This is a genomic window from bacterium, from assembly GCA_012517375.1.
Taxonomy (GTDB): domain Bacteria; phylum Hydrothermota; class Tepidihabitantia; order B3-TA06; family B3-TA06; genus JAAYVC01.
On record JAAYVC010000039.1, the window covers coordinates 1 to 18223 of the forward strand.

The following is an 18223-nucleotide window of genomic DNA, read 5'->3' on the forward strand; positions in this document are numbered from 1 at the left end:
CCCGATGAGGCCTCTCCATCCCCCTCCCTTCAATTCCCTCCCACCAGGGGAGGGAGAAACCGTTTCCTCCCCCTCGATGGGGGAGGGTAGGGTGGGGGTGTCTGTACCCCAAGAAGCCGCTTCGCGCCTTCTTGGGGACCCCGACGACTTTCTCGGGAAGTCGTTCAGAAGTTTGCCTTCAATTCAAAAATGATAAGGGCAAACTTCACTTTACGAGCACTACTTTTGAAGGGCTAGCTTTCTCTCCCTGCGGCACGATGAAGTACACCCCAGGCCCGTAACACCCACGCCCTCCTCCCCATTGGATTGTGCCATGAGTCTGTGATGAGCGCAGCTCATCAACTCTTCTGCCCGAAGCGTCGTAGACGGATGCGGAGAAACCGTTCGGGCAGTTGGAGTAGCGCAGGGTAATCGAACTTCCTATCGGGTTGGCTATCTCGAGGTGTGTTACGTGGGAGGGGGGAAGTGTTGTGGGCTCGCCTACGCCTTCGCCCATGTCCCAGTCGGTAATTATGGCGTAAGCCTCGTACACCGTATCCTTGTTGAGCCTGGAATACACCCATACGATGCGGTCATCCGAGGCGGCTACCGCAGGAGTTTGTAAACGCTGAACAGGAGGAATAAAACTCGATACCGTATCCGGGCCGTAGGGCGGTGTGTACTCGAATATCCCGGACGTCGGTACAGGAACATTGTTTTCTACCCTGCCGAGCAAACCTGCCTGATGATCCCAGAAGAATGTCGAGGGATCGTTAGGTCTAGTGTGCGTTCTCGTATAGGTTACTGCAAAACGGCCATCCAGAAGGACATCTGTCGAAAACCGGCCTCGTGGGTCCTGAACGTTGCTCCAGAGCGAGTCGCGGAGTACGGCGGTTAAAGGATGGCCGGTTGCACCTTTCTCGCTAAAAACGCGGCCCATGAGCGGGTAGGGTACTTCGTTATAGACGTCAGGCCAGAACACAACGAAGCGGTCATCGTCAATCCATGATGGTTCAGGTCTGCATGCACCAGCAAGGCTGTCTCCATCGTCAAGCCTATAACCTTGAGGCTTCCAGGGAAGTATAGGCTTGTCGTTATTGTCAAATACTTGGTATTTGGGGAAATTGTGGATAGGGTCATTATAATCGAACCATGTGGCAACGATGTCGCCAGTATCGTTTAGAGCAATGCAAGGATGTTTGGTGTTTTCGTATAAAGTATCATGCACCATGAAGTGTGAATCTTGCGGAATACCCGAAAGATTGAATCTCTGCGCCCAGATACTAGAACTATCATTTAATATCGTTGAGAAAGCCATTGCAAACTTGTTTCTATTAGATAAATCTATAGGTGTGGGATAACCTATATCGACTTCCGAATACAGAGTTTTTGTCAAGCCGTCAGGTTTCCCGTCATAAAAGAAATGCTGGAACTTAATTTTGGATAATTCTGTATTACTTAAGGTTTGGTCCTCAACCCAAACAAGAACTGTGTTGCCAGATAAGGACATGTCTAGCGATGGGTAGTATACCCATATAGTATCAAATAACTTGGGGAGTTTATACGGATCGCTCACAGGGTTTCCGCCCTTGTCAAAAAAACGAATATAAAGATTTAACTCAGAGCCTTCGGTAAGTTTCAGGCTGTCTATCCATGCAATCGCGAAACGTCCGTCCGAAGCCATCGCCGCACGAACGTATACCTGGTGATGTTTTTGCTCCGCATCGGCAATGCGGAAAGATTCCTTAAGCACACCTGCGAAAAGCGCTAACCCCACGAATAAGTTCATAATTACCTCCTTGCTGATATTACTATAATCTTTACGACTGCTTTGTCAATACAGAGAGGGTTTTGCCCTTCTTTAGTTATCCTACATCCATTTGCTTGACATAAGCCTATCTTTGACCATAATTAGCTGTAGAATTCAAGCCTCTAGCGAGGTTACATACGAGGTATCCCCGGGGTCTATGCCCGGGAGAATGAGGTGGAGCCCCTCTTCTTGTTGGAGAGCGGGCCGCAGCAGGCTAAAAAAAGGAGACATTTAGGAGGAATAATTGTTTTCAGGTTCTGTTGAAAAAGCGCTACTTGAGTTCTTTTCGTCCACAACGGTCTCTGCGGCAATCGCGGACGCGCTAGCCGAGGCCGGAAAACCCTTGACGAGCGGTCAGATTCTCACGGCCGTCCGCGAGATTCGCCGCATGGAGGAGATACCGCTCAAGGCAATCGAAAGCTCGCTCATCATACTCTCCGACGCCGAGATAATCACTCACTCCAAAGACGGCTACGAACTCTCCGAACTGGGCAGGGAGCTAGTAGAGAAGCTTAAGAGCTACCGGGGCGCCTGACCGGCTTTCCTCGCCAGCTCTCTACCGCAGGATAGGTCCAGCAGCCTTTTCTCCAATCGTCGTTCTTTGATTATACAAGTGTTAAAAAATAGTTTCTTGGATTTAGTTAGTGTTCGGGGGGTTGACCTTTCCTGTTTTTGAGGCATAATAAAACCGTGAAAGCCGGACGAGAAAGGACATTTTAGGAGGTCAAATGGCCGTTGAGATTCGAGAAGTCAAATCGAGCAGAGAAAAGAAGCAGTTCATCTATCTTCCTGAGAAGCTTTACGAAAAACGCTATCCGCAGTGGGTTCATCCTATCTACGCGAGCGAAGAGGAGTTTTTTGACGAAAAGAAGAACGGGGCGTGGAAGTACTCGGACGCCGTGCTCTTTCTCGCCTCAAAGGACGGCGAGCTCTGCGGCCGCATCATGGGAATCGTCAACCACAAGGTCAACAAGTTCCGCAAGGAAAACAGCGCCCGCTTCGGGTTCTTCGACTCGATAGACGACCTCAGCGTATCGTCCGCTCTCTTCGGCGCAGTTGAGGAGTGGGCGCGCAACAAGGGATGCGACAGAATCGTGGGTCCCCTCGGCTTTACCGACCTTGACCCCGAGGGAATGCTCATCGAGGGTCAGGAGAACCGCGCGACCATCACTACATGGTGGCATCCGCCCTACACCCCAAGGCTCGTCGAGAACTCCGGATACAAGAAAGAGATAGACTGGTTCACATACAAGGTCGACCTCACCAAACCGCTGCCCGAGGTGTACGAAAAAATAGCAAAGCGCGTGCTTGAACGCACGAGCTACAAGCTCCTCGATATCCGCAAGCGCAACGACCTGAAGCCCTTCATAAGACCGGTTTTTGAACTCCTGAACGAGGCGTACCAGCATCTCTACGGGTTCTCGCCCCTTGATCCCGAGGAGATAGACAAGATTGCCGCAGACTACCTCCCCCTGCTGGATACCCGCTTCGTAAAACTCATCACCCTAGATGGTAAGCTCGTGGCGTTCTCGATAGGCCTGCCCGACATGACCGAGGGGATTCAAAAGGCGCGCGGCAGGCTCTTCCCGTTCGGCATATTCAAGATACTGTCCGCCTCAAAACGCACCAAACAGCTGGACATGATGCTCGGAGCAATCAAGGAAGAGCACCGCGGCAAGGGCCTCGACGTCCTGATGGCGGTTGATATCTACACAAAAGCCCGCGCCGCCGGCATGACCTATTCGGACAGCCACCACGAGCTCGAGACGAACACGGTGATGAGAGGAGAGATGGAAAAACTCGGCGGCGTAATCTATAAAAGACACAGAATCTTCTACAAGGAACTATAAAGAAAGGGGGAATTCATGATAAGCTTATACTTATCCTTAATCCTCGCGAACGCCGAACCTTCGATGCCCTCGGCTGCAGGTCTTATCGTAGAGGAAGCGGCCGTAAGCAGCATGTTCGCTGTAGCCTGCGGGTTCGTCGCGGGCGAGCTGGGCTGGGTTGCAGCGCCTCTGTATCCTTACGAGGACTACAGGGACCCCCACTCTTCGGACAGCGTATATAAATACAAGTTTCCTGCGGCGGCGGGTTCCTGCTACGGACTCGGCCTGCCCTTCGGCGCCGCGCTGGGCGTACACCTTGCCGGCCTTGTCAGGGGCGACGCATCGCCCATCTGGTCAAAGTGGATTGGCGCGCAGGCGGGCGCGCTCACTATGGAGGGCGTTTCCCTCCTGCTCCTCCTTGCTGACGGTGATAAGTCCGACAGTCTGCAATACGACCTTTATGTAAAGGCCGATACTCCGCTCGAGCAGCTTGCAGCCGTACTCCCACTCGTCGGCGCTGTAACCGGCGCTATAGCCGGGAAGGTGGTGGCGGAAAAACTGAACCTCTCCGCAACCCCTGCTGTGCCCATCGAGGTAGGTCTTGTACCCTTTGAAGGCCGTCCTGCCTTGTTCCTGGGGCTTAGATACAATTTCTAGCACGCCCCGACTATCCGATCTTTGATTGAGACAATGTAAAACCATAGCGTAAAAGCAGGCTTGACAACGCTGCAATTTGATTATAATATATACAGTAGGGTTTTATCGCCCTTCCCCTTGATTTAGATTGTTTGTGAGGCCGCCTGCGCGGCCTCCCTTTTTCTATTGACATTTTAACTTCACTCTATATTATCTCTTATGGGTGATTGGCGCAACCAGCTTTATTTCGGCGATAACTTAGACGTTCTTCGTCAGAATATCGAGACTGAGTCCGTTGACCTCATTTACCTCGACCCGCCGTTCAACTCGAAGGCCGACTACAACGTGCTGTTCAAGGAGGTTGACGGTACGCCTTCAGCGGCGCAGATTCACGCGTTTACCGATTTCTGGCACTGGGACGAGGTTGCCGCCCGCACGTTTCACGAACTTGTGGAGGGCGGGAACGCTCCTCCAGCACTGATTGAGCTGCTGCAGGGTTTTGCGCGTTTCCTTGGCCACAACGACATGCTGGCATACCTGGTGATGATGGCTCCACAAGACTGGTCGAGGGAATCTTTTACCAGTTGAAGGTATGCTTAAAGAAATCGGATAGATTTATCATATCAATGAGACGATCATTTAGGCCGCACACCCCACAAACGGCATTTTTATGGATGTGAACTACTCCGTCGATACACGGATCACCCAACACTTTATTTAACCGCGCAGGATCATACTCATTTGTAATAACGTAGAATTTAAGTGTTGTTCGGCTTCGACTGGCCGCAGCTTTATAGATTGGACATTCGTTTGTGATGTCACTAACTCGATCATGACGTAACCCCCATTTAACTGAAAAGATTGCACTAGGAGTACTATTTCTAAAAGCTAAGATATCTATACTTGGATTCTTACTGCGGCCTGGCAACGTAATTCCGGGATAGACTTGAGTGGCATCTGCTTCTAATTCGTATTTCAAAGATGAATCGCCGAATTGTTCCAGAACGTATTTTAGCATCCCAGCGAAGGCTGTCCCTAAAGGATTTTGACGTTGAAGCCCTTTGAAGCCTGGGTTTCTCATCAACAAATCTACATGGTTCATTACGGCTGAAGGTTGACAGTCTAAGTGTTGAGCTAGGTATAGTTCGATGGCAGCGGCTCTTGATTGCCAAGGGCTCGACCAGTGTTTACCTTGAGCTAGATGACTAGCTGGAGGTCTTAATTTATCCGCATCAATGATATGCGGTAAGGAAGTGTAATTCCCTTGGTTGACTGGTTCATACCAAAGCAATACTTGATAAAATCCCAGCCAAGCTTCTTGGGGAGTTAGATTGCCGCTTGGATAAGATGCTGTCTTCATCAAATCGATTGCTTGTTGAATGGTATTTTCTCTACTTGGCATGATTCAAACTTTCCGGAATAATAAGACCAAGCACGTATTCTTCGTGGATTCTATTTTCAATTTGACTATCCCCATTTCCTTTGAAACGCGCAGGCATCATCCTGCGGTTACGATCGAGTTGTCTTTTTGAGAGTCCTACTACTTCGAATCCTACAAAGTTAGCTATCTCGGCTAAACACTCGTGAGTCTTAACGTCTAAACCTCGCATGGTTGAAGAACCTATTACGATGATCGCTACTCGGCCAGGCTTTAGTACACGATAGGTTTCTTCAAGTGTCTCCTCCATGTCCGAGTAATACTTATGGAGAATCTTCGCTTTTTTTGCATCCTTTTCTGTTACATTATGGATAATCTCTAACGTCTTAGGAGGAAGTACCCTTTTACTTAATTTGCCAATTCTTTCTGAGCCGATATACTTAGCTCTTAGGTCGCTTAATTGCGATATGGGTTCTCTAAACCACACCAAAGAAAACTTGTGTGCACGCATGTAATCTATGGCATTTGCATATGGGGGGGAAGTAACAACTAGATCAACGGAATTCGAGGGGATCTCCATGTGTCTAGCATCTCCATTTTCTACTCTCGCATCACCGAATATTTTGGGAAATTGAGATAACTCCTTTACGAAACGCCGAGCGCGCTTCCTGAATTCTTCAACAGCATTCTTGGGGATTTTAGTTAAATCCATATGTGGCCTTGAGTGTGCCAAGTCCCTTGCCATAGAAACACCACCGGACTTGGTTACGATTGTGGAGGAAAATATCAACTCTAAAACTTGTCTCACATCCGAATCCGGTTCATCCTCTATTGCTAAAATTAACGATAACAATTCTTGCTGAGTTCTTGGTAAAAACCAGTAGTTAATAAACTCAAGGGATGCAGAGTCGAAGCGATGCTTACGTTCCGCTTCAAGCTTCGCAGCTTGTTCCAAAAGCTCTTCTGCTTTGGTTATAACTCTATCCACAGATGGAGAAATATCTATATGACCGAGACAAATCAACTTCGCGCGATTTATTCTTATTGACAAGGGGTCAAGATCTAATCCGATAGCCTTTCGGTTCAAAAGAAGCGCTTCTATAATCGTTGTACCTGAGCCCACCATCGGATCAAGAATAACTTCTCCTTCGGAGGTTAAGTTTGTTATGAACGTTCGAGGAATCTGCGGCGGGAACTTCGCAGCAAAAGCGTGCAAATTGTGAGTAGCATAATTACCATTCTCTTCGTGAAAGTTCAAATCTCCACGAAGTAATCTCTCAAGGGTTCCCCGATAAGATTTCCCCGGAGTCTTCACAGGTCTCAGTACTTTAGAACTGGACAAAGCGGTCTCATATCTATTCACGGACACCTCATCACAAGCATTATAGCTCTTCGTAGTGGAAATGTCAAGAAAATGAATAATATCCGCCGCTGGATTGGCATTGACGTTACCTATCTTGCCATAAACCTCATCAAGAACCGGCTTGCCGACCACTTTGCAGACGAAGTGTCCTACGAGGTGCACGGCATACCTATGGACTGGGAGTCGGCCCGCGAGCTTGCCCAGCGCACCGACATGCCGCGCAAGGAGTTCGAGATTTGGGCGCTCTCGCTTGTCGCCGCCCGACCCAAAGGTGATCTGACTCGCAAGGGGGGAGGGGATAAAGGCATTGACGGAGTGCGATATTTTATTGACGGCAAGGAACGCTCGCCGCACGCGGTCATCGTTCAGGTCAAGAGCGATTTGAAGCCCAAGCCCTCCTTTGTCCGCGACCTTGTCGGCACAATGGAGCGCGAAAAGGCCGTCATGGGCGCGCTCATTCTGCTCTACCCGCCGACCGACCGCTCGGAGATAAAGCGTGAAGCCGCGTCAGCCGGATTTTTCCACTCGCAGATAATGAACAAGGACTACCCCAGGGTTCAGGTGCTTACGGTCGAGGGTTTGCTCAACCGCACCGAGCGGCTGGAACTTCCGCAGGTTGCGCCGGACGACATAACATTCAAGAAGGCCGAGAAGATTAACAAAGACAAGGAAAAGCAAAAGAAGCTTGACGTCTAGCCCAATAATATCCCTCCCCCTGGTGGGGAGGGCTGGGGAGAGGGGAAACTGTAAAGTGTTGGTATACCGAGTCTCACCGCCCCCTACCCCCTCCATCAAGGAGGGGGAAATAAAAAGGATTACATTCAAGAAGGCGGAAAAGATCGATACAGAAACGAACAAACAGGGTTCATTGAATGTGTAACGCGGTAAAACAAAACGCCAGCAAACCTCAAAAACACTGAAGCATTTTACATAATAATTGCGTCTCTCCGATAGGCATTTTATATCATCCGCGACATAACTTATGGAATTCAAGAATTTAAGTACAGGAAACCGATCAGGCGTTTTCCAGGGAGTGTATGAGCGCCTGAATGAGCGGCTGGATACCTTTTTTTACCGAGGAGATTTCGCTTCTGGATGAATCAAAGATAGCGGCAAGAAAGAACCCTTCACCGAGGGATGAGAAGAAGTGTGAGGCCGTTTTCGTCTCTAAATAGAGACTTAGGGAATCACCCTCATTGGACAAGCGTTTTGCCGAGCCTAAAAGAGCGTGTATAATCGCTGCTTCAGGTCTTAAGCAAGAATCATCATTGAGTGCGTGCATGATGATTGCACCGTCCTCCCTTACAACGTACAGAGCCTTGCATTCCGGATGCTTGCTAAGCCAGTCCTTCATCCACAGCTCCTCCTGGAATCCCTTATCTTCATTGTTCGGCGAAGGCTGCAGGGATGCTTCGGGTTCCTGAGATGGCGCCTCGGTTTTGAGGGTCTCACCGGACTGCTCGTCCTCTTCCCCAGTCTCTGCAGCGTCATCGAGCCCGTCTCCTGATTCGGCTTTTGTTTCGGCGGAAGAATCCTTGTAATGTTCGAGAAGAAACTTTGCGTCCCGCTCTATGCTTACCACATCCGCATGCAAATCGTTTATCTTCTCGTAATAGCCGTCCCGGACGGAGACAATTTCTGAAAAAGCTTCCTCGCCCGACCTACCGGACAGTTCAGAATGTACGAGTTTACCTTTGTCGAAGAAGACGGTGCCTTCTTTCATATCGCTATAGACCTTGAGAGCGAGTGTTTTTTTGTATCTTACGATAACTCTCAGGAGATTCATAAGATGAAGCGCAAAAGGTCCACGGAAAGGTATTCTCGAGCCTGAATCTAGCAAGTGTTAGCCTCCTTCTTTTCAAAAAATAGTCTAGTCAGTACAAGGTTAAAGTCAAGTTATGCTAACATCATACAGGGATTTTCCATATCAAGGGGTTACGATGTCTTCTCCTCATCGCGTTAGAAAAAAGCGGGCGCTTCTGAAATGAACGACAAAACGATGATACTTACACAACCATTGACCGAAGGTGATATTTTGGTATACTTTCTGCCATGATGGGAATGATAATTTATTTACTACTTGGAGCTACTTCGCCCTCAGCAAGCACGGGACGCGAAGTTATGCTTGAATACGGAATGGTTCCGGAAAAACCTGTATCAATTGACGATTATGTTCTTAATGCCGGCGATACCCTGCTCGTTATCGTAAAGGGCAGCTACTCTTACAGCTATCCGACTCAGATTACGCCGACGGGTCAGCTTATGATAATGCTTCCGTCAAGCCGGCCAACCACGACGTTCGGCAAGACTCTGGGCGACGTCAGCCTTGTGAACCTAGAGGCGGTCGGTTATACGAACATTGTCGATGTTCCCGTAAAGAAGGCCAGGGAAACGGTTGCAAAAGCCTTCAGCGAGTTCATAAGGCCCGTTCAGGTGGATTTTGTACTCCTGGGTCCACGCGCGTGCAAAATCAACGTGCTCGGAGACGTTCAGTGGCCGGGGAGCTACCTCGTTACTCCTTTCATGAGGGTTAAAGACGGGCTCGATTTGGCAGGCGGCATTACATCCGCCGGTTCGGTATCCAACATACTGCTTGCAAGGCGTTCGGGCGACTCCACTAATGTTAATCTGCGGAGATACCGTGAGGACGGCGATCTTGAGTCAAATCCGTATCTGAGGGACGGCGACGTAGTTTTTGTTCCAAAGATGGAAAGATTCGTCGTCTTGCGGGGCATGGCCTTCTCGAAGGAAGCGATTGACGAACCTGCAATCCAGACGATGTTCCTTACGGATACCGTTTCGCGCAGTTTTGACGCGGTCGCAAGGCTCGAGTTCGACCGCGGCGAGAAGGCATGCGACTTCCTCTATAAAAGAGCCGTTCTGCTGCCGCAGGGCGACATCTCAAAATGCTACATCGAACGCGGAAGCCAGAGGATATTCTTCGACATGCAGGCTTTTCTCGCGGGCGAACGCGTTGATAATCCAGTTTTAGAACACGGAGACATCGTTACGGTCCCGAGGATTGAACGCTACATATACGTCACGGGCGAGGTTCGAAGGCAGGGCCCTGTCTTCTACGATCAGACCATGACCGTGAACCAGTACATTGGTTATCTCGGCGGTTTTCTTACCACCGCAGACCTCAGATCGATAAGGGTTCTTTACCCGGACGGCCGAACCAGACGGGCTCACCCCGATATGACCCTTGAGCCGGGCTCGACCATCTACGTGCCCCGCAGGGCGATGGATGACATGAGGGACTGGATATCCCTTACAGCTGCGGGTATTGCGCTGCTTACGGCCATAATTAAATTCGGAGGATGAGATGACCTTCAGCATCATAGATATTTTCACGTTCATCATAAGCCGATGGTGGAAGATGCTCGTTGCGCTCGGCGTTTTCATGGTTCTCGGAGTGGTTCTGGCTTTCGCCCTGCCGAAACGCTACAAGTCGGAGGTAAAGATTCTTCCTACAGCCCAGGAGAGCGGGCTTTCCAGCGTTCTTTCCGGGATTCAATCGCAACTGGGGCTGAGCGGGTTGACCATACCCGGTTCAGACGCCGGAAGTCTTGTCCAGGTTTACAAGGATATTCTTATATCGAAGACGGTCCAGGATTACGTGATTGATACCTGCAGGCTTCTTAAAAGGATGAAACTCAAGAACAGACAGGAAGCCTATTCCGAGCTTGACGGGATGACGGGTTTCAGCCTTACCCCGGAGTTCGTGTTCGTCATCTCTGTCATGGGCAATGACAATGTCGTGGTCGCGGACATAGCAAACGCTTACGCTACCGCGCTGGATAACTACCTCAAGCATTCGAGCAACACGAGGGGAAGACACATGAGGGAGTTCGTCGAATCCAGACTGGCCGAGGTCAAGACAGACCTAGAGGAAGCCCAGGATTCCTTGATCGATTTCCAGAAAAAGAACGCGCTTCCCATGATAAGTCCTGAGGCGGGCGCTGATATACAGGCGTTTTCCGAGCTCAAGGCTCAGGCCTTTGCCAAGGAGCTTGAAATTGACTACATGAGGACGTTTTCGACAACCGATAACCCCCAGTACGAAGCGGCAAGAAAAGAGCTTTACGTCTTGAATTCAAAACTCGCTTCTCTTCCTCCAATAGCGTCCCGCTACATCGAACTCTACAGGAACTTCGAGGTTCAGCAGCAGCTTTATCTTCTTCTCATGCAGCAGTACGAACAGGCAAAGCTCATGGAGGCAAAGGACACCCCCCTTATCTCGATTCTTGAAAAGGCAAGCCCCGAGGAGAAGCCCATATTCCCCCAAAAATCCCTTGTCGTGGCGGCCCTTTTGGTAATCGGTCTTGTTCTCATAGTCCTTTACGCATTAATCAGGGTCTACTGGGCGAACGTGACGAGCCATCCTGAATCACACGATAAGATGACCCGGCTCAGAAGCGAGATTAAGGAAACCTTCGGACGCCGCAGGCGGTAGCGTCTATCGCTCGATGAAACTTAAGGAACTGCGGCTTTACGGCTTCAAATCATTCCCTCAAAAGACCATCCTCGCGCTCTCGCACGGAATGACCGCTCTCGTGGGTCCAAACGGATGCGGCAAGTCGAACGTTCTCGACGCCATCCGCTGGGTGCTGGGCGAACAGACGCTCTCCCGCCTGAGGTGCGGCAAGAATGAGGACCTTGTCTTTGCAGGAAGCGACCGCATGCCCGAACAGGGGTATTGCGAGGTGAGTCTTACCATAGAAAACGAGGGCGATTTCCCGGAACTTGCATCCGAGATAGAAATAAAAAGAAGATACTACAGGACCGGCGAGTCCAGCTTCTGGATAAACAGGGAGGAGTGCCGTCTGAAGGAAATAGAAGGAATTCTGAGAGGGGGTGCCGCAGGTGGAAGGCTCTATTCCGTTTTCGATGCGGCGAAACTCGCATCAATCGTCAGCGGAGAACTCGAAAACCTGATGGAGTCGGCGGCGGGCGTGCTTGGATTCCGCGAACAGCGCCGGGAGTCCGAGCGCAAGCTGGAGCTCGTCAGGCGCGATCTCGTGAGACTCGAAGACATAATGAACGAGAGGGAGAGGATAGTAAGAGGACTTTCCAGGCAGAGAAGGCGCGCCGAAGTTTACAAGGAACTCAAGTCGGAGCTGGTTCATCTTGAAAGCCTCAAAATGAGGGCAAGATTCATATCCGCAAAAAAGGAGTTCGAGGATAAAAACAATCAGGTCTCGCTTCTTGAGGAGGCAGAGCGCAAGATGCTTCTCTCCATAGAGAAACTTCGCGCAGAGTTAAGGCAGAGAGACTCGGAACTTGAAGAGCTTCTAGCCCTCGAAAGAAAGACGAGAACGGTTCTCGATGATGTTTCCTCAAAACTCTCCGCAACGAAGAACGGCATATCCTCTACCTCCGCCCGCAGAGAGGCTCTGAGAGAGAGCATGACCAGGATGGCGCAGGAGCAATCGCAGGCCCTTCGCCGAATATCGGAGATAGAAAGCGAATCGAGCGAAGCCCTGGGCAAGAAAGAGGAGGTGAAGCAAAAGAAACAGGAGGCGGCGGAAAAGCTTTCACGGGAGCGTCATAAGCTCGAGTCCGACGAAAAGGCTCTTGCCGAACGCCGCAATCTGGTCCGCACGGCAAGGGAAGAATCGAGGAAGCTCTCAACGGAGCTCTCAAGACTTTACGAGGAGCGCTCGCAGCACCTGTCGCGCGGCCAGAACGCACTGGCTCTTGCCGATGCCACGGTCGCAGAGCTCGAAAAGCTCAACGAGAGAAGCGAACAATTGAAGAGAGATAAGACCGAGGCCAGAAAATCGATAGACGTATCATCCGGTGAGCATGAAAAATACGAGGCGCTCATCAGAGAATCGGAAAGCGGCCTTGAGTCGCTGAAAGCGTCCATAGAATCTCTGTCGGCAGAGAGACAGGCAAAAATCGAACAGGAATCCCGGCTTTCGGGAAGCATAACCTCCCTGCGCGAGAAGATAGAGGATAAGCCGAGGAGACTGTTGCGCGAACGTCTTGCCGATAAAGCCATGGGCTCCCTTGAGGAGTTCATAAGCTACCCTGAAAGACTCGAAGCGGCGCTTGAGGCCGTGCTATACGACGTTCTCGGTTTTCTTGCATCCAGCGACATCCCTGATATCGACACTCTCGAAATGGAAGGCCAGGCTGGAATCGTTCTCGACACTTCCAGGAGCGCTCAACCGCCCGACAGGCCGAAGGATTCCCGAATAAGGCTCTGGCTTTCGGACGAGGTAACAATAAAGAGTCAGGCGCCGAAGCTTTTGCGGAACCGCCTTTCTGAATGGGTTCTCGCTGACCGCAAGGACATTGTCTCCCTCATGAAGGAGCACCCCGCTCTGTCGTTCGTTACCGAGGAGGGGGTGGCGCTGCGGTCTGACGGCGTCGCGCTGCTAGGCAGGCCGAGAGGGGTTCTTGCGGATCGAAGGGTCTTGAAGGAGATGGAAGCGGAGGCGAAAAGCGCTTCATCCCAGATAGCCGCTCTCGGAAACAAGCTTGAGAATCTCAGAATCGAAAAAGAAAGCGCCGAGAAGGCAATTGGGGCGCTGCGCAGCAGCTATCTCGAGAATGCATCAGCGCTTAAAGCGGCGCAGTCCGAACTTGAAAGGCTTGAAAAGCAGGAGAGCGAGATAGCGAGGGAGCGCGACAGGCTCCGCAAGGAAGAGAGCGCGAGAAGACAAGAGGCCGGCGCCGCGGAGGAGAAGATAAAGGAAGCCGACGCTCTCATAGCCCGGATGGAGGCAGACAGAGACTCGAAGGAAGCGGAGCTCTCTTCGCTCGAACAAACCCTTTCTACCGAGGAGGAAACGCTGCGGGAAAAGCTTTCCGGGCTTAACGAACTTCTTCTTGCCTTAGGCAGGGAGGAGGAGGCGGAACATTCAATCGAGGCGGATCTCTCAAGGCTGGACGCCGAACGCAAAAGGCTTGAAGCAATGGTATCCGGAAGGACAGCAGAAGAGGAACGCATAAGAAAAGAAATCGACTCCTTGTCCATCTCTATAGAATCCCTCAAACTCGAGGAAGCGGGTCTCGAGGAATCCAGGAAGGAACAGGAGAAGCTGCTTGAAGGCGTCGACACCGGACGAGTTCTTGACGAGAAGAAGACATTCGAATCGAACCTTGCCTCCAACGATGCAGAGCTTGAAACCCTGCGCTCCAACCTTGTTCAGCTGCGCACGGACGTTCTGCTCCTCGGACGCCAGATGAAGGAGATGGAGTCGATACTTGAGCCCCTGTCCCAATCAGCCGAATCCCTGCCGGATTCGACTGACCACTCGCCGGATGAGGTTGAAAAAAGCATCCAAGCCGTTCAGGCCCGCATAGCGGACCTTGGACCGGTGAACGAATACGCGGCAATACAGTACGAAGAGGAGAAACAGGAGCTGGACAGGATAAGGGAGCAGCACTCGGACGTATCGAAAGCCGCGGAGAGCCTTAACGGGATAATCAACGAGATAAACACGCAGGCGCGCAGCCGATATGAGCAGACATTCGTTTCCGTTCGCGAGGAGTTCCGCAGGACGTTCACGTTTTTCTTTCCGGGCGGCGAGGCCGACCTCAAACTCGAAAACCCTTCGGACCCTTTCAACTCCCCCATACAGATAACGGCCCGGCCCGAAGGAAAACAGCTCAAGCGTCTTGCCCAGCTTTCGGACGGCGAACGCACCATGCTCGGCATCTCTCTCCTTTTCGCGTTTTATGCCGTTCGCCCCGCCCCCTTCATCTTCGTAGACGAGCTTGACGCTCCGCTCGACGACAACAACGTGCTAAAATTCGCCTCGTTTCTTGCGAGGGTAAGGGACAGGATTCAGGTGTTCGTCATAACACACAACAAACGGACGATGGAGAAAGCGGATACCATATACGGCGTTACAATGGAGGAACCCGGGGTCTCAAAGATAATCTCGGTAAAGCTCAAGGACGTCAAGCGCCAGCATGTTGCCGTGGCAGAAGCTTAAACAAAGTTTCTCAACGCTCGCCGAAAAGCTTGCCGGGGCTTTCAAGCGAGCGGACAGCGAGGGTCTCGAAGAGACACTCATAGAAGCAGACATCGGCGTTGAACGGACGCAGGAGCTGGTCCGCCTCTCAGCCGGAAGCAAGGAGCGGCTCGCTCTGCTCCTCATCCAAGCGCTTAAGGAATCCGGGAAGGTCCTCGAGCTATCAGCCAAACCGAGCGTTATCATGCTTGCAGGAACCAACGGCTCAGGCAAGACTACGACCGTTGCGAAGCTCGCGGCCCTCCTCAGTTCCCGAAAGGTGCTTATCGCCGCGGCAGACACCTACCGCGACGCTGCAGGCGCTCAGCTTGAGCGCTGGGCTTTGCGGACTTCGACCGATCTCGTTACTTCCGTTTTGGGCCAGGATGCTGGCGCCGTGGTCTTCGACGCCCTCTCAAAGGCCTTAAGCAAGGATTACGGCGTAGTCCTAATCGACACAGCGGGCCGCCTGCATACCCGCAAGGATCTCATGGATGAAGCCCTCAAGATTAAGCGCGTTTGCTCAAAAGTGATCCCGGATGCGCCCCATCACGTACTCCTCGTAATGGACGCATCCACTGGTCAGAACGGCCTGAAACAGGCCGAGGAGTTCTCGAAAGCGCTCGGCGTGACAGGCCTTGTCGTCACCAAACTAGACGGAACATCTAAGGCCGGCATCGTCATTCCCATTGTCGAGCGGCTGCGCGTACCCATTCACTACGTAGGCGTGGGCGAGGGGCCAGAAGACCTCGCGCCCTTCTCGGCGGAGGAGTTCGTCCGCGCGCTTCTTGGGTGACGCACTCTCATTAGCGTCCAGCGTCCTGAAGCAGTCGAACGAGCGGTCCCCATCCTGGAGCATTCGCTTTCATTTCTCTGCGACTTGACAAAAAAGCAAATCAATCTAGAATAAAAAAATCAACAATCTAAAAGGAAAAGGAATGGTTCTTTCTTTGTTCGGATGTACCGCAATGTTTTTTTCCGCACCCTTTCCAGGCATAACCTATGACCCGGAGGTAGCCGAGATAATCGGCTCCGTATCCCAGGACTCTGTCCGCTGGACTATATCGTCGCTCTCCGGCGAGACCCCGGTCATCATAGACGGAATGTCCGATTCTCTGCCTATGCGGTATGCCTACTCGCCTGGCTCATACAAGGCCGCGCTATGGCTTCGGGAACAGATGGAAACAAAGGGTCTGGATGCGGAACTTGAACCGGCAATCGCGGACTTTTTCTTAGACGCGGACATCCTGCCCTCAGGATATGGATGGGCAGCTTCCTCCGGCTGGGTCTCAAAATACATAGATGGAGTTTACCTCTATCGTACCGAAGACGCCGGCGCTTCGTGGAAAGGCGTAAGGAATGACACCTCATCCTGGAACAAGGTTATTGCCGTCTCCGAGGATTCAATGTGGGGTGTAGCGGGTACAAGGATAGTTCGCACAACAGACGGCGGCCAGTCTTTCCAGACGCTTCTTGATGCCGGGGTCGTACTGAGCGCTCTCTCATGTTTGAATCGCAACGATTGCTGGGCAGCGGGCGGAACGCTCGCTAAAGGGTTTCTCCTTTCGACAGAAGACGGCTGGGAAACCTTCAAGTCGGATTCCTTTCCCGGAACGGGATATATCTCGCATGTTGATTTCGTCTCAAGGGACACCGGCTGGCTGGTTGCCTCAAAGCAGCATCTTAGAGGAACCACCGACGGAGGAGAAAGCTTGGCTTTGCTGTATCCTCCAGTCGGCACTATACATGATATTGAGCTTCTCGATTCCAGAACTGGATATGTTCTTGGCAAAACCCCTGAGCAACAAGGCCGAATTGTCAAAACCACTGACGCCGGGGTTTCATGGCAGATTCTCAAGGACTCTCTCGGCGCCTTGCCCCTGGCGATATCTATTCCCGGCAGGAACACGGTATGGGTTTCATGCGACTCAGGGGTTCTCCTGGTTTCGTACGACGCCGGACAGACCTGGACAAGAAACAATCTGCCGACAAAAGCCCGGCTTTCGACAATCGACGTTAGCTCCAATGGCTCTGGCTGCATCGCAGGAGAACTGGAGTTACTATACTCGACCGATCTCGTAAAATGGCAAAGTCCGCAGGTTACGGACGGCAACGTCATGTGGAACGTGGTAGGCGAACTCCCAGGCGAGGACTCGACCCAGGTCTTGATAACGGCCCATTACGACGCTCGAAGCGAGAGCGACACCTGGACCCCGGGCGCAGACGACAATGCGTCGGGGGTCGCGGCCGTGATGGAGACGGCAAGGCTCCTTGCAGGAAGGAGCTGGAAACACACCCTGAGGTTCATCTGCTTCGGGGGGGAGGAGGTCGGCATGGTCGGTTCACGCGGCTACGCTTACGATGCATACGAACGCGGGGACAGCATACTTGCCGTTCTGAACTCCGACATGATAGGCTACGATGGAAACAAGGACCGCCTTGTCGAGATAAACGCCAAACCTTTCGAGTCAAAATCGGCAGGCGCTGCAAAGATGCTCGATGAACTAATATCGATTTACGGGCTCGAGCTTGATCCGGTCATCCACACCACTGATTCCAAATGGAACAGCGACCACAGCTCCTTCTGGCTTATCGAAGTTCCCGCGCTGTTCCTGGGCGAGGACCGCAAAGACTTCAACCCCTTTTACCACAGTACCGGCGACAGGCTGAAGGAGCTTGATGCGTTTTATCTTACTGAAAACGTCCGGGCCGCTGTCGGCTGGATGAGCGTTGCAGCAAACCTGGATTCGCTAGCCGGTGTCGATGAACCTATCATCCCCGAACGTCCCGAGGAGCTGGTCGCCCTATCTCTCTCCTCCACTGTCCTTCGTTCCCAGGGCACGCTCACTATCACATCCCCCTATCCGGTTACACCCTCCATCTACGACGCATCCGGTCGCAAGGTTGCGACTCTCACCACAACTTCCTACTCGGCCTCATCACCCTCCTCGCCTGCCACCGTCCACTTCGACCTCTCCGACCTTCCAGCGGGTGTGTACTGGGTGAGCGTTCAGGGCGTAAGGGGTATGGTTTCGGCAAGATTCGTCCTGATACGCTGATCATCCTGCGTCTCTTCCCGTATAAGGTTTTTTGTGTCCATGGTCAAGACATCGTCATCAGGGATAGTAGGATTGAGTTCATCGAGAAGTAGGACAGGAAAGAGGAGGAAGTTGTCATCGAGCTGATTGCAGCCGAGGGAATGGGGTTCGCCTTTATCGTTCCATCGGGTTATGAACCGGGGTCTCGTACGCCTCGACC

At 51.8% G+C, this 18223-nt stretch carries 15 protein-coding genes; 10 read left to right on the plus strand and 5 right to left on the minus strand.

From position 1 onward, the window contains the following. Positions 1-205: 205 nt before the first annotated feature. Positions 206-1768, minus strand: a complete 1563-nt coding sequence (locus tag GX441_04865) for a hypothetical protein (protein NLI97975.1) — start codon at positions 1766-1768, stop codon at positions 206-208. Between the two features lie 265 nt (positions 1769-2033). Here GX441_04865 and GX441_04870 point away from each other — a divergent pair, with 265 nt between their 5' ends. The 4 genes from GX441_04870 (at position 2034) to GX441_04885 (ending at position 4842) form a co-directional block, all read left to right on the plus strand. Next, positions 2034-2324, plus strand: coding sequence for a hypothetical protein (locus GX441_04870; protein ID NLI97976.1), 291 nt, complete (start codon positions 2034-2036; stop codon positions 2322-2324). A gap of 193 nt (positions 2325-2517) precedes the next feature. Next, a complete protein-coding gene (locus GX441_04875; protein NLI97977.1) occupies positions 2518-3639 on the plus strand; it encodes a hypothetical protein in 1122 nt (373 codons plus the stop codon). Positions 3640-3654: 15 nt separating this feature from the next. Next, positions 3655-4275 (plus strand): hypothetical protein, encoded by a 621-nt coding sequence (locus GX441_04880; protein NLI97978.1) that lies wholly within the window; start codon positions 3655-3657, stop codon positions 4273-4275. A 198-nt stretch (positions 4276-4473) separates the two neighbouring features. After that, positions 4474-4842 (plus strand): hypothetical protein, encoded by a 369-nt coding sequence (locus GX441_04885; GenBank protein NLI97979.1) that lies wholly within the window; start codon positions 4474-4476, stop codon positions 4840-4842. Here GX441_04885 and GX441_04890 read toward each other — a convergent pair. Both GX441_04890 and GX441_04895 read right to left on the minus strand, forming a co-directional pair. Further along, a complete protein-coding gene (locus GX441_04890; protein ID NLI97980.1) occupies positions 4832-5656 on the minus strand; it encodes a hypothetical protein in 825 nt (274 codons plus the stop codon). The genes GX441_04885 and GX441_04890 overlap by 11 nt on opposite strands. Further along, positions 5646-6995, minus strand: a complete 1350-nt coding sequence (locus GX441_04895; protein NLI97981.1) for a hypothetical protein — start codon at positions 6993-6995, stop codon at positions 5646-5648. Before GX441_04895 ends, GX441_04890 begins: the two co-directional genes overlap by 11 nt. A 51-nt stretch (positions 6996-7046) precedes the next feature. Between GX441_04895 and GX441_04900 the strand changes: the two genes are divergently transcribed. Next, positions 7047-7691, plus strand: a complete 645-nt coding sequence (locus GX441_04900; protein ID NLI97982.1) for a hypothetical protein — start codon at positions 7047-7049, stop codon at positions 7689-7691. Positions 7692-8010: 319 nt separating this feature from the next. Here GX441_04900 and GX441_04905 read toward each other — a convergent pair whose 3' ends face one another. Then, entirely contained in the window at positions 8011-8835 is an 825-nt protein-coding gene (locus GX441_04905; GenBank protein NLI97983.1) for a hypothetical protein, read from the minus strand. A 212-nt stretch (positions 8836-9047) separates the two neighbouring features. Here GX441_04905 and GX441_04910 point away from each other — a divergent pair, with 212 nt between their 5' ends. The 5 genes from GX441_04910 (at position 9048) to GX441_04930 (ending at position 18024) form a co-directional block, all read left to right on the plus strand. Then, positions 9048-10319, plus strand: a complete 1272-nt coding sequence (locus tag GX441_04910; GenBank protein ID NLI97984.1) for a hypothetical protein — start codon at positions 9048-9050, stop codon at positions 10317-10319. Between the two features lies 1 nt (position 10320). Next, positions 10321-11451, plus strand: coding sequence for a hypothetical protein (locus GX441_04915; protein NLI97985.1), 1131 nt, complete (start codon positions 10321-10323; stop codon positions 11449-11451). A gap of 13 nt (positions 11452-11464) precedes the next feature. Then, positions 11465-14947 carry a chromosome segregation protein SMC gene (smc, locus tag GX441_04920; GenBank protein NLI97986.1) on the plus strand — a complete coding sequence of 1161 codons (3483 nt, stop codon included), beginning with the start codon at positions 11465-11467 and terminating at the stop codon, positions 14945-14947. Next, the gene (gene ftsY / locus GX441_04925; protein NLI97987.1) at positions 14925-15761 is read left to right on the plus strand and encodes a signal recognition particle-docking protein FtsY; all 837 of its coding nucleotides are present in this window, start codon (positions 14925-14927) and stop codon (positions 15759-15761) included. The genes smc and ftsY overlap by 23 nt, the downstream gene beginning before the upstream one ends. 142 nt (positions 15762-15903) lie before the next feature. Then, on the plus strand, positions 15904-18024 hold the full coding sequence (locus GX441_04930; GenBank protein ID NLI97988.1) for a M20/M25/M40 family metallo-hydrolase: 2121 nt from the start codon (positions 15904-15906) through the stop codon (positions 18022-18024). Here the strand turns inward: GX441_04930 and GX441_04935 are convergent. Continuing rightward, positions 17976-18223 (minus strand): hypothetical protein (locus GX441_04935; protein NLI97989.1); only part of this gene is annotated, 248 nt, incomplete at its 5' end. The two genes, GX441_04930 and GX441_04935, sit on opposite strands and share 49 nt — an antisense overlap.

What these genes read in the sequence shown, in the direction of transcription:
- GX441_04885 (NLI97979.1), top strand. Translation starts at nt 4,474, where the DNA reads ATGGGTGATTGGCGCAACCAGCTTTATTTCGGCGATAACTTAGACGTT.
- GX441_04910 (NLI97984.1), top strand. Translation starts at nt 9,048, where the DNA reads ATGATGGGAATGATAATTTATTTACTACTTGGAGCTACTTCGCCCTCA.
- GX441_04900 (NLI97982.1), top strand. Translation starts at nt 7,047, where the DNA reads ATGAATAATATCCGCCGCTGGATTGGCATTGACGTTACCTATCTTGCC.
- smc (NLI97986.1), top strand. Translation starts at nt 11,465, where the DNA reads ATGAAACTTAAGGAACTGCGGCTTTACGGCTTCAAATCATTCCCTCAA.
- GX441_04930 (NLI97988.1), top strand. Translation starts at nt 15,904, where the DNA reads ATGGTTCTTTCTTTGTTCGGATGTACCGCAATGTTTTTTTCCGCACCC.
- ftsY (NLI97987.1), top strand. Translation starts at nt 14,925, where the DNA reads ATGTTGCCGTGGCAGAAGCTTAAACAAAGTTTCTCAACGCTCGCCGAA.
- GX441_04880 (NLI97978.1), top strand. Translation starts at nt 3,655, where the DNA reads ATGATAAGCTTATACTTATCCTTAATCCTCGCGAACGCCGAACCTTCG.
- GX441_04875 (NLI97977.1), top strand. Translation starts at nt 2,518, where the DNA reads ATGGCCGTTGAGATTCGAGAAGTCAAATCGAGCAGAGAAAAGAAGCAG.
- GX441_04865 (NLI97975.1), bottom strand. Translation starts at nt 1,768, where the DNA reads ATGAACTTATTCGTGGGGTTAGCGCTTTTCGCAGGTGTGCTTAAGGAA.
- GX441_04915 (NLI97985.1), top strand. Translation starts at nt 10,321, where the DNA reads ATGACCTTCAGCATCATAGATATTTTCACGTTCATCATAAGCCGATGG.
- GX441_04890 (NLI97980.1), bottom strand. Translation starts at nt 5,656, where the DNA reads ATGCCAAGTAGAGAAAATACCATTCAACAAGCAATCGATTTGATGAAG.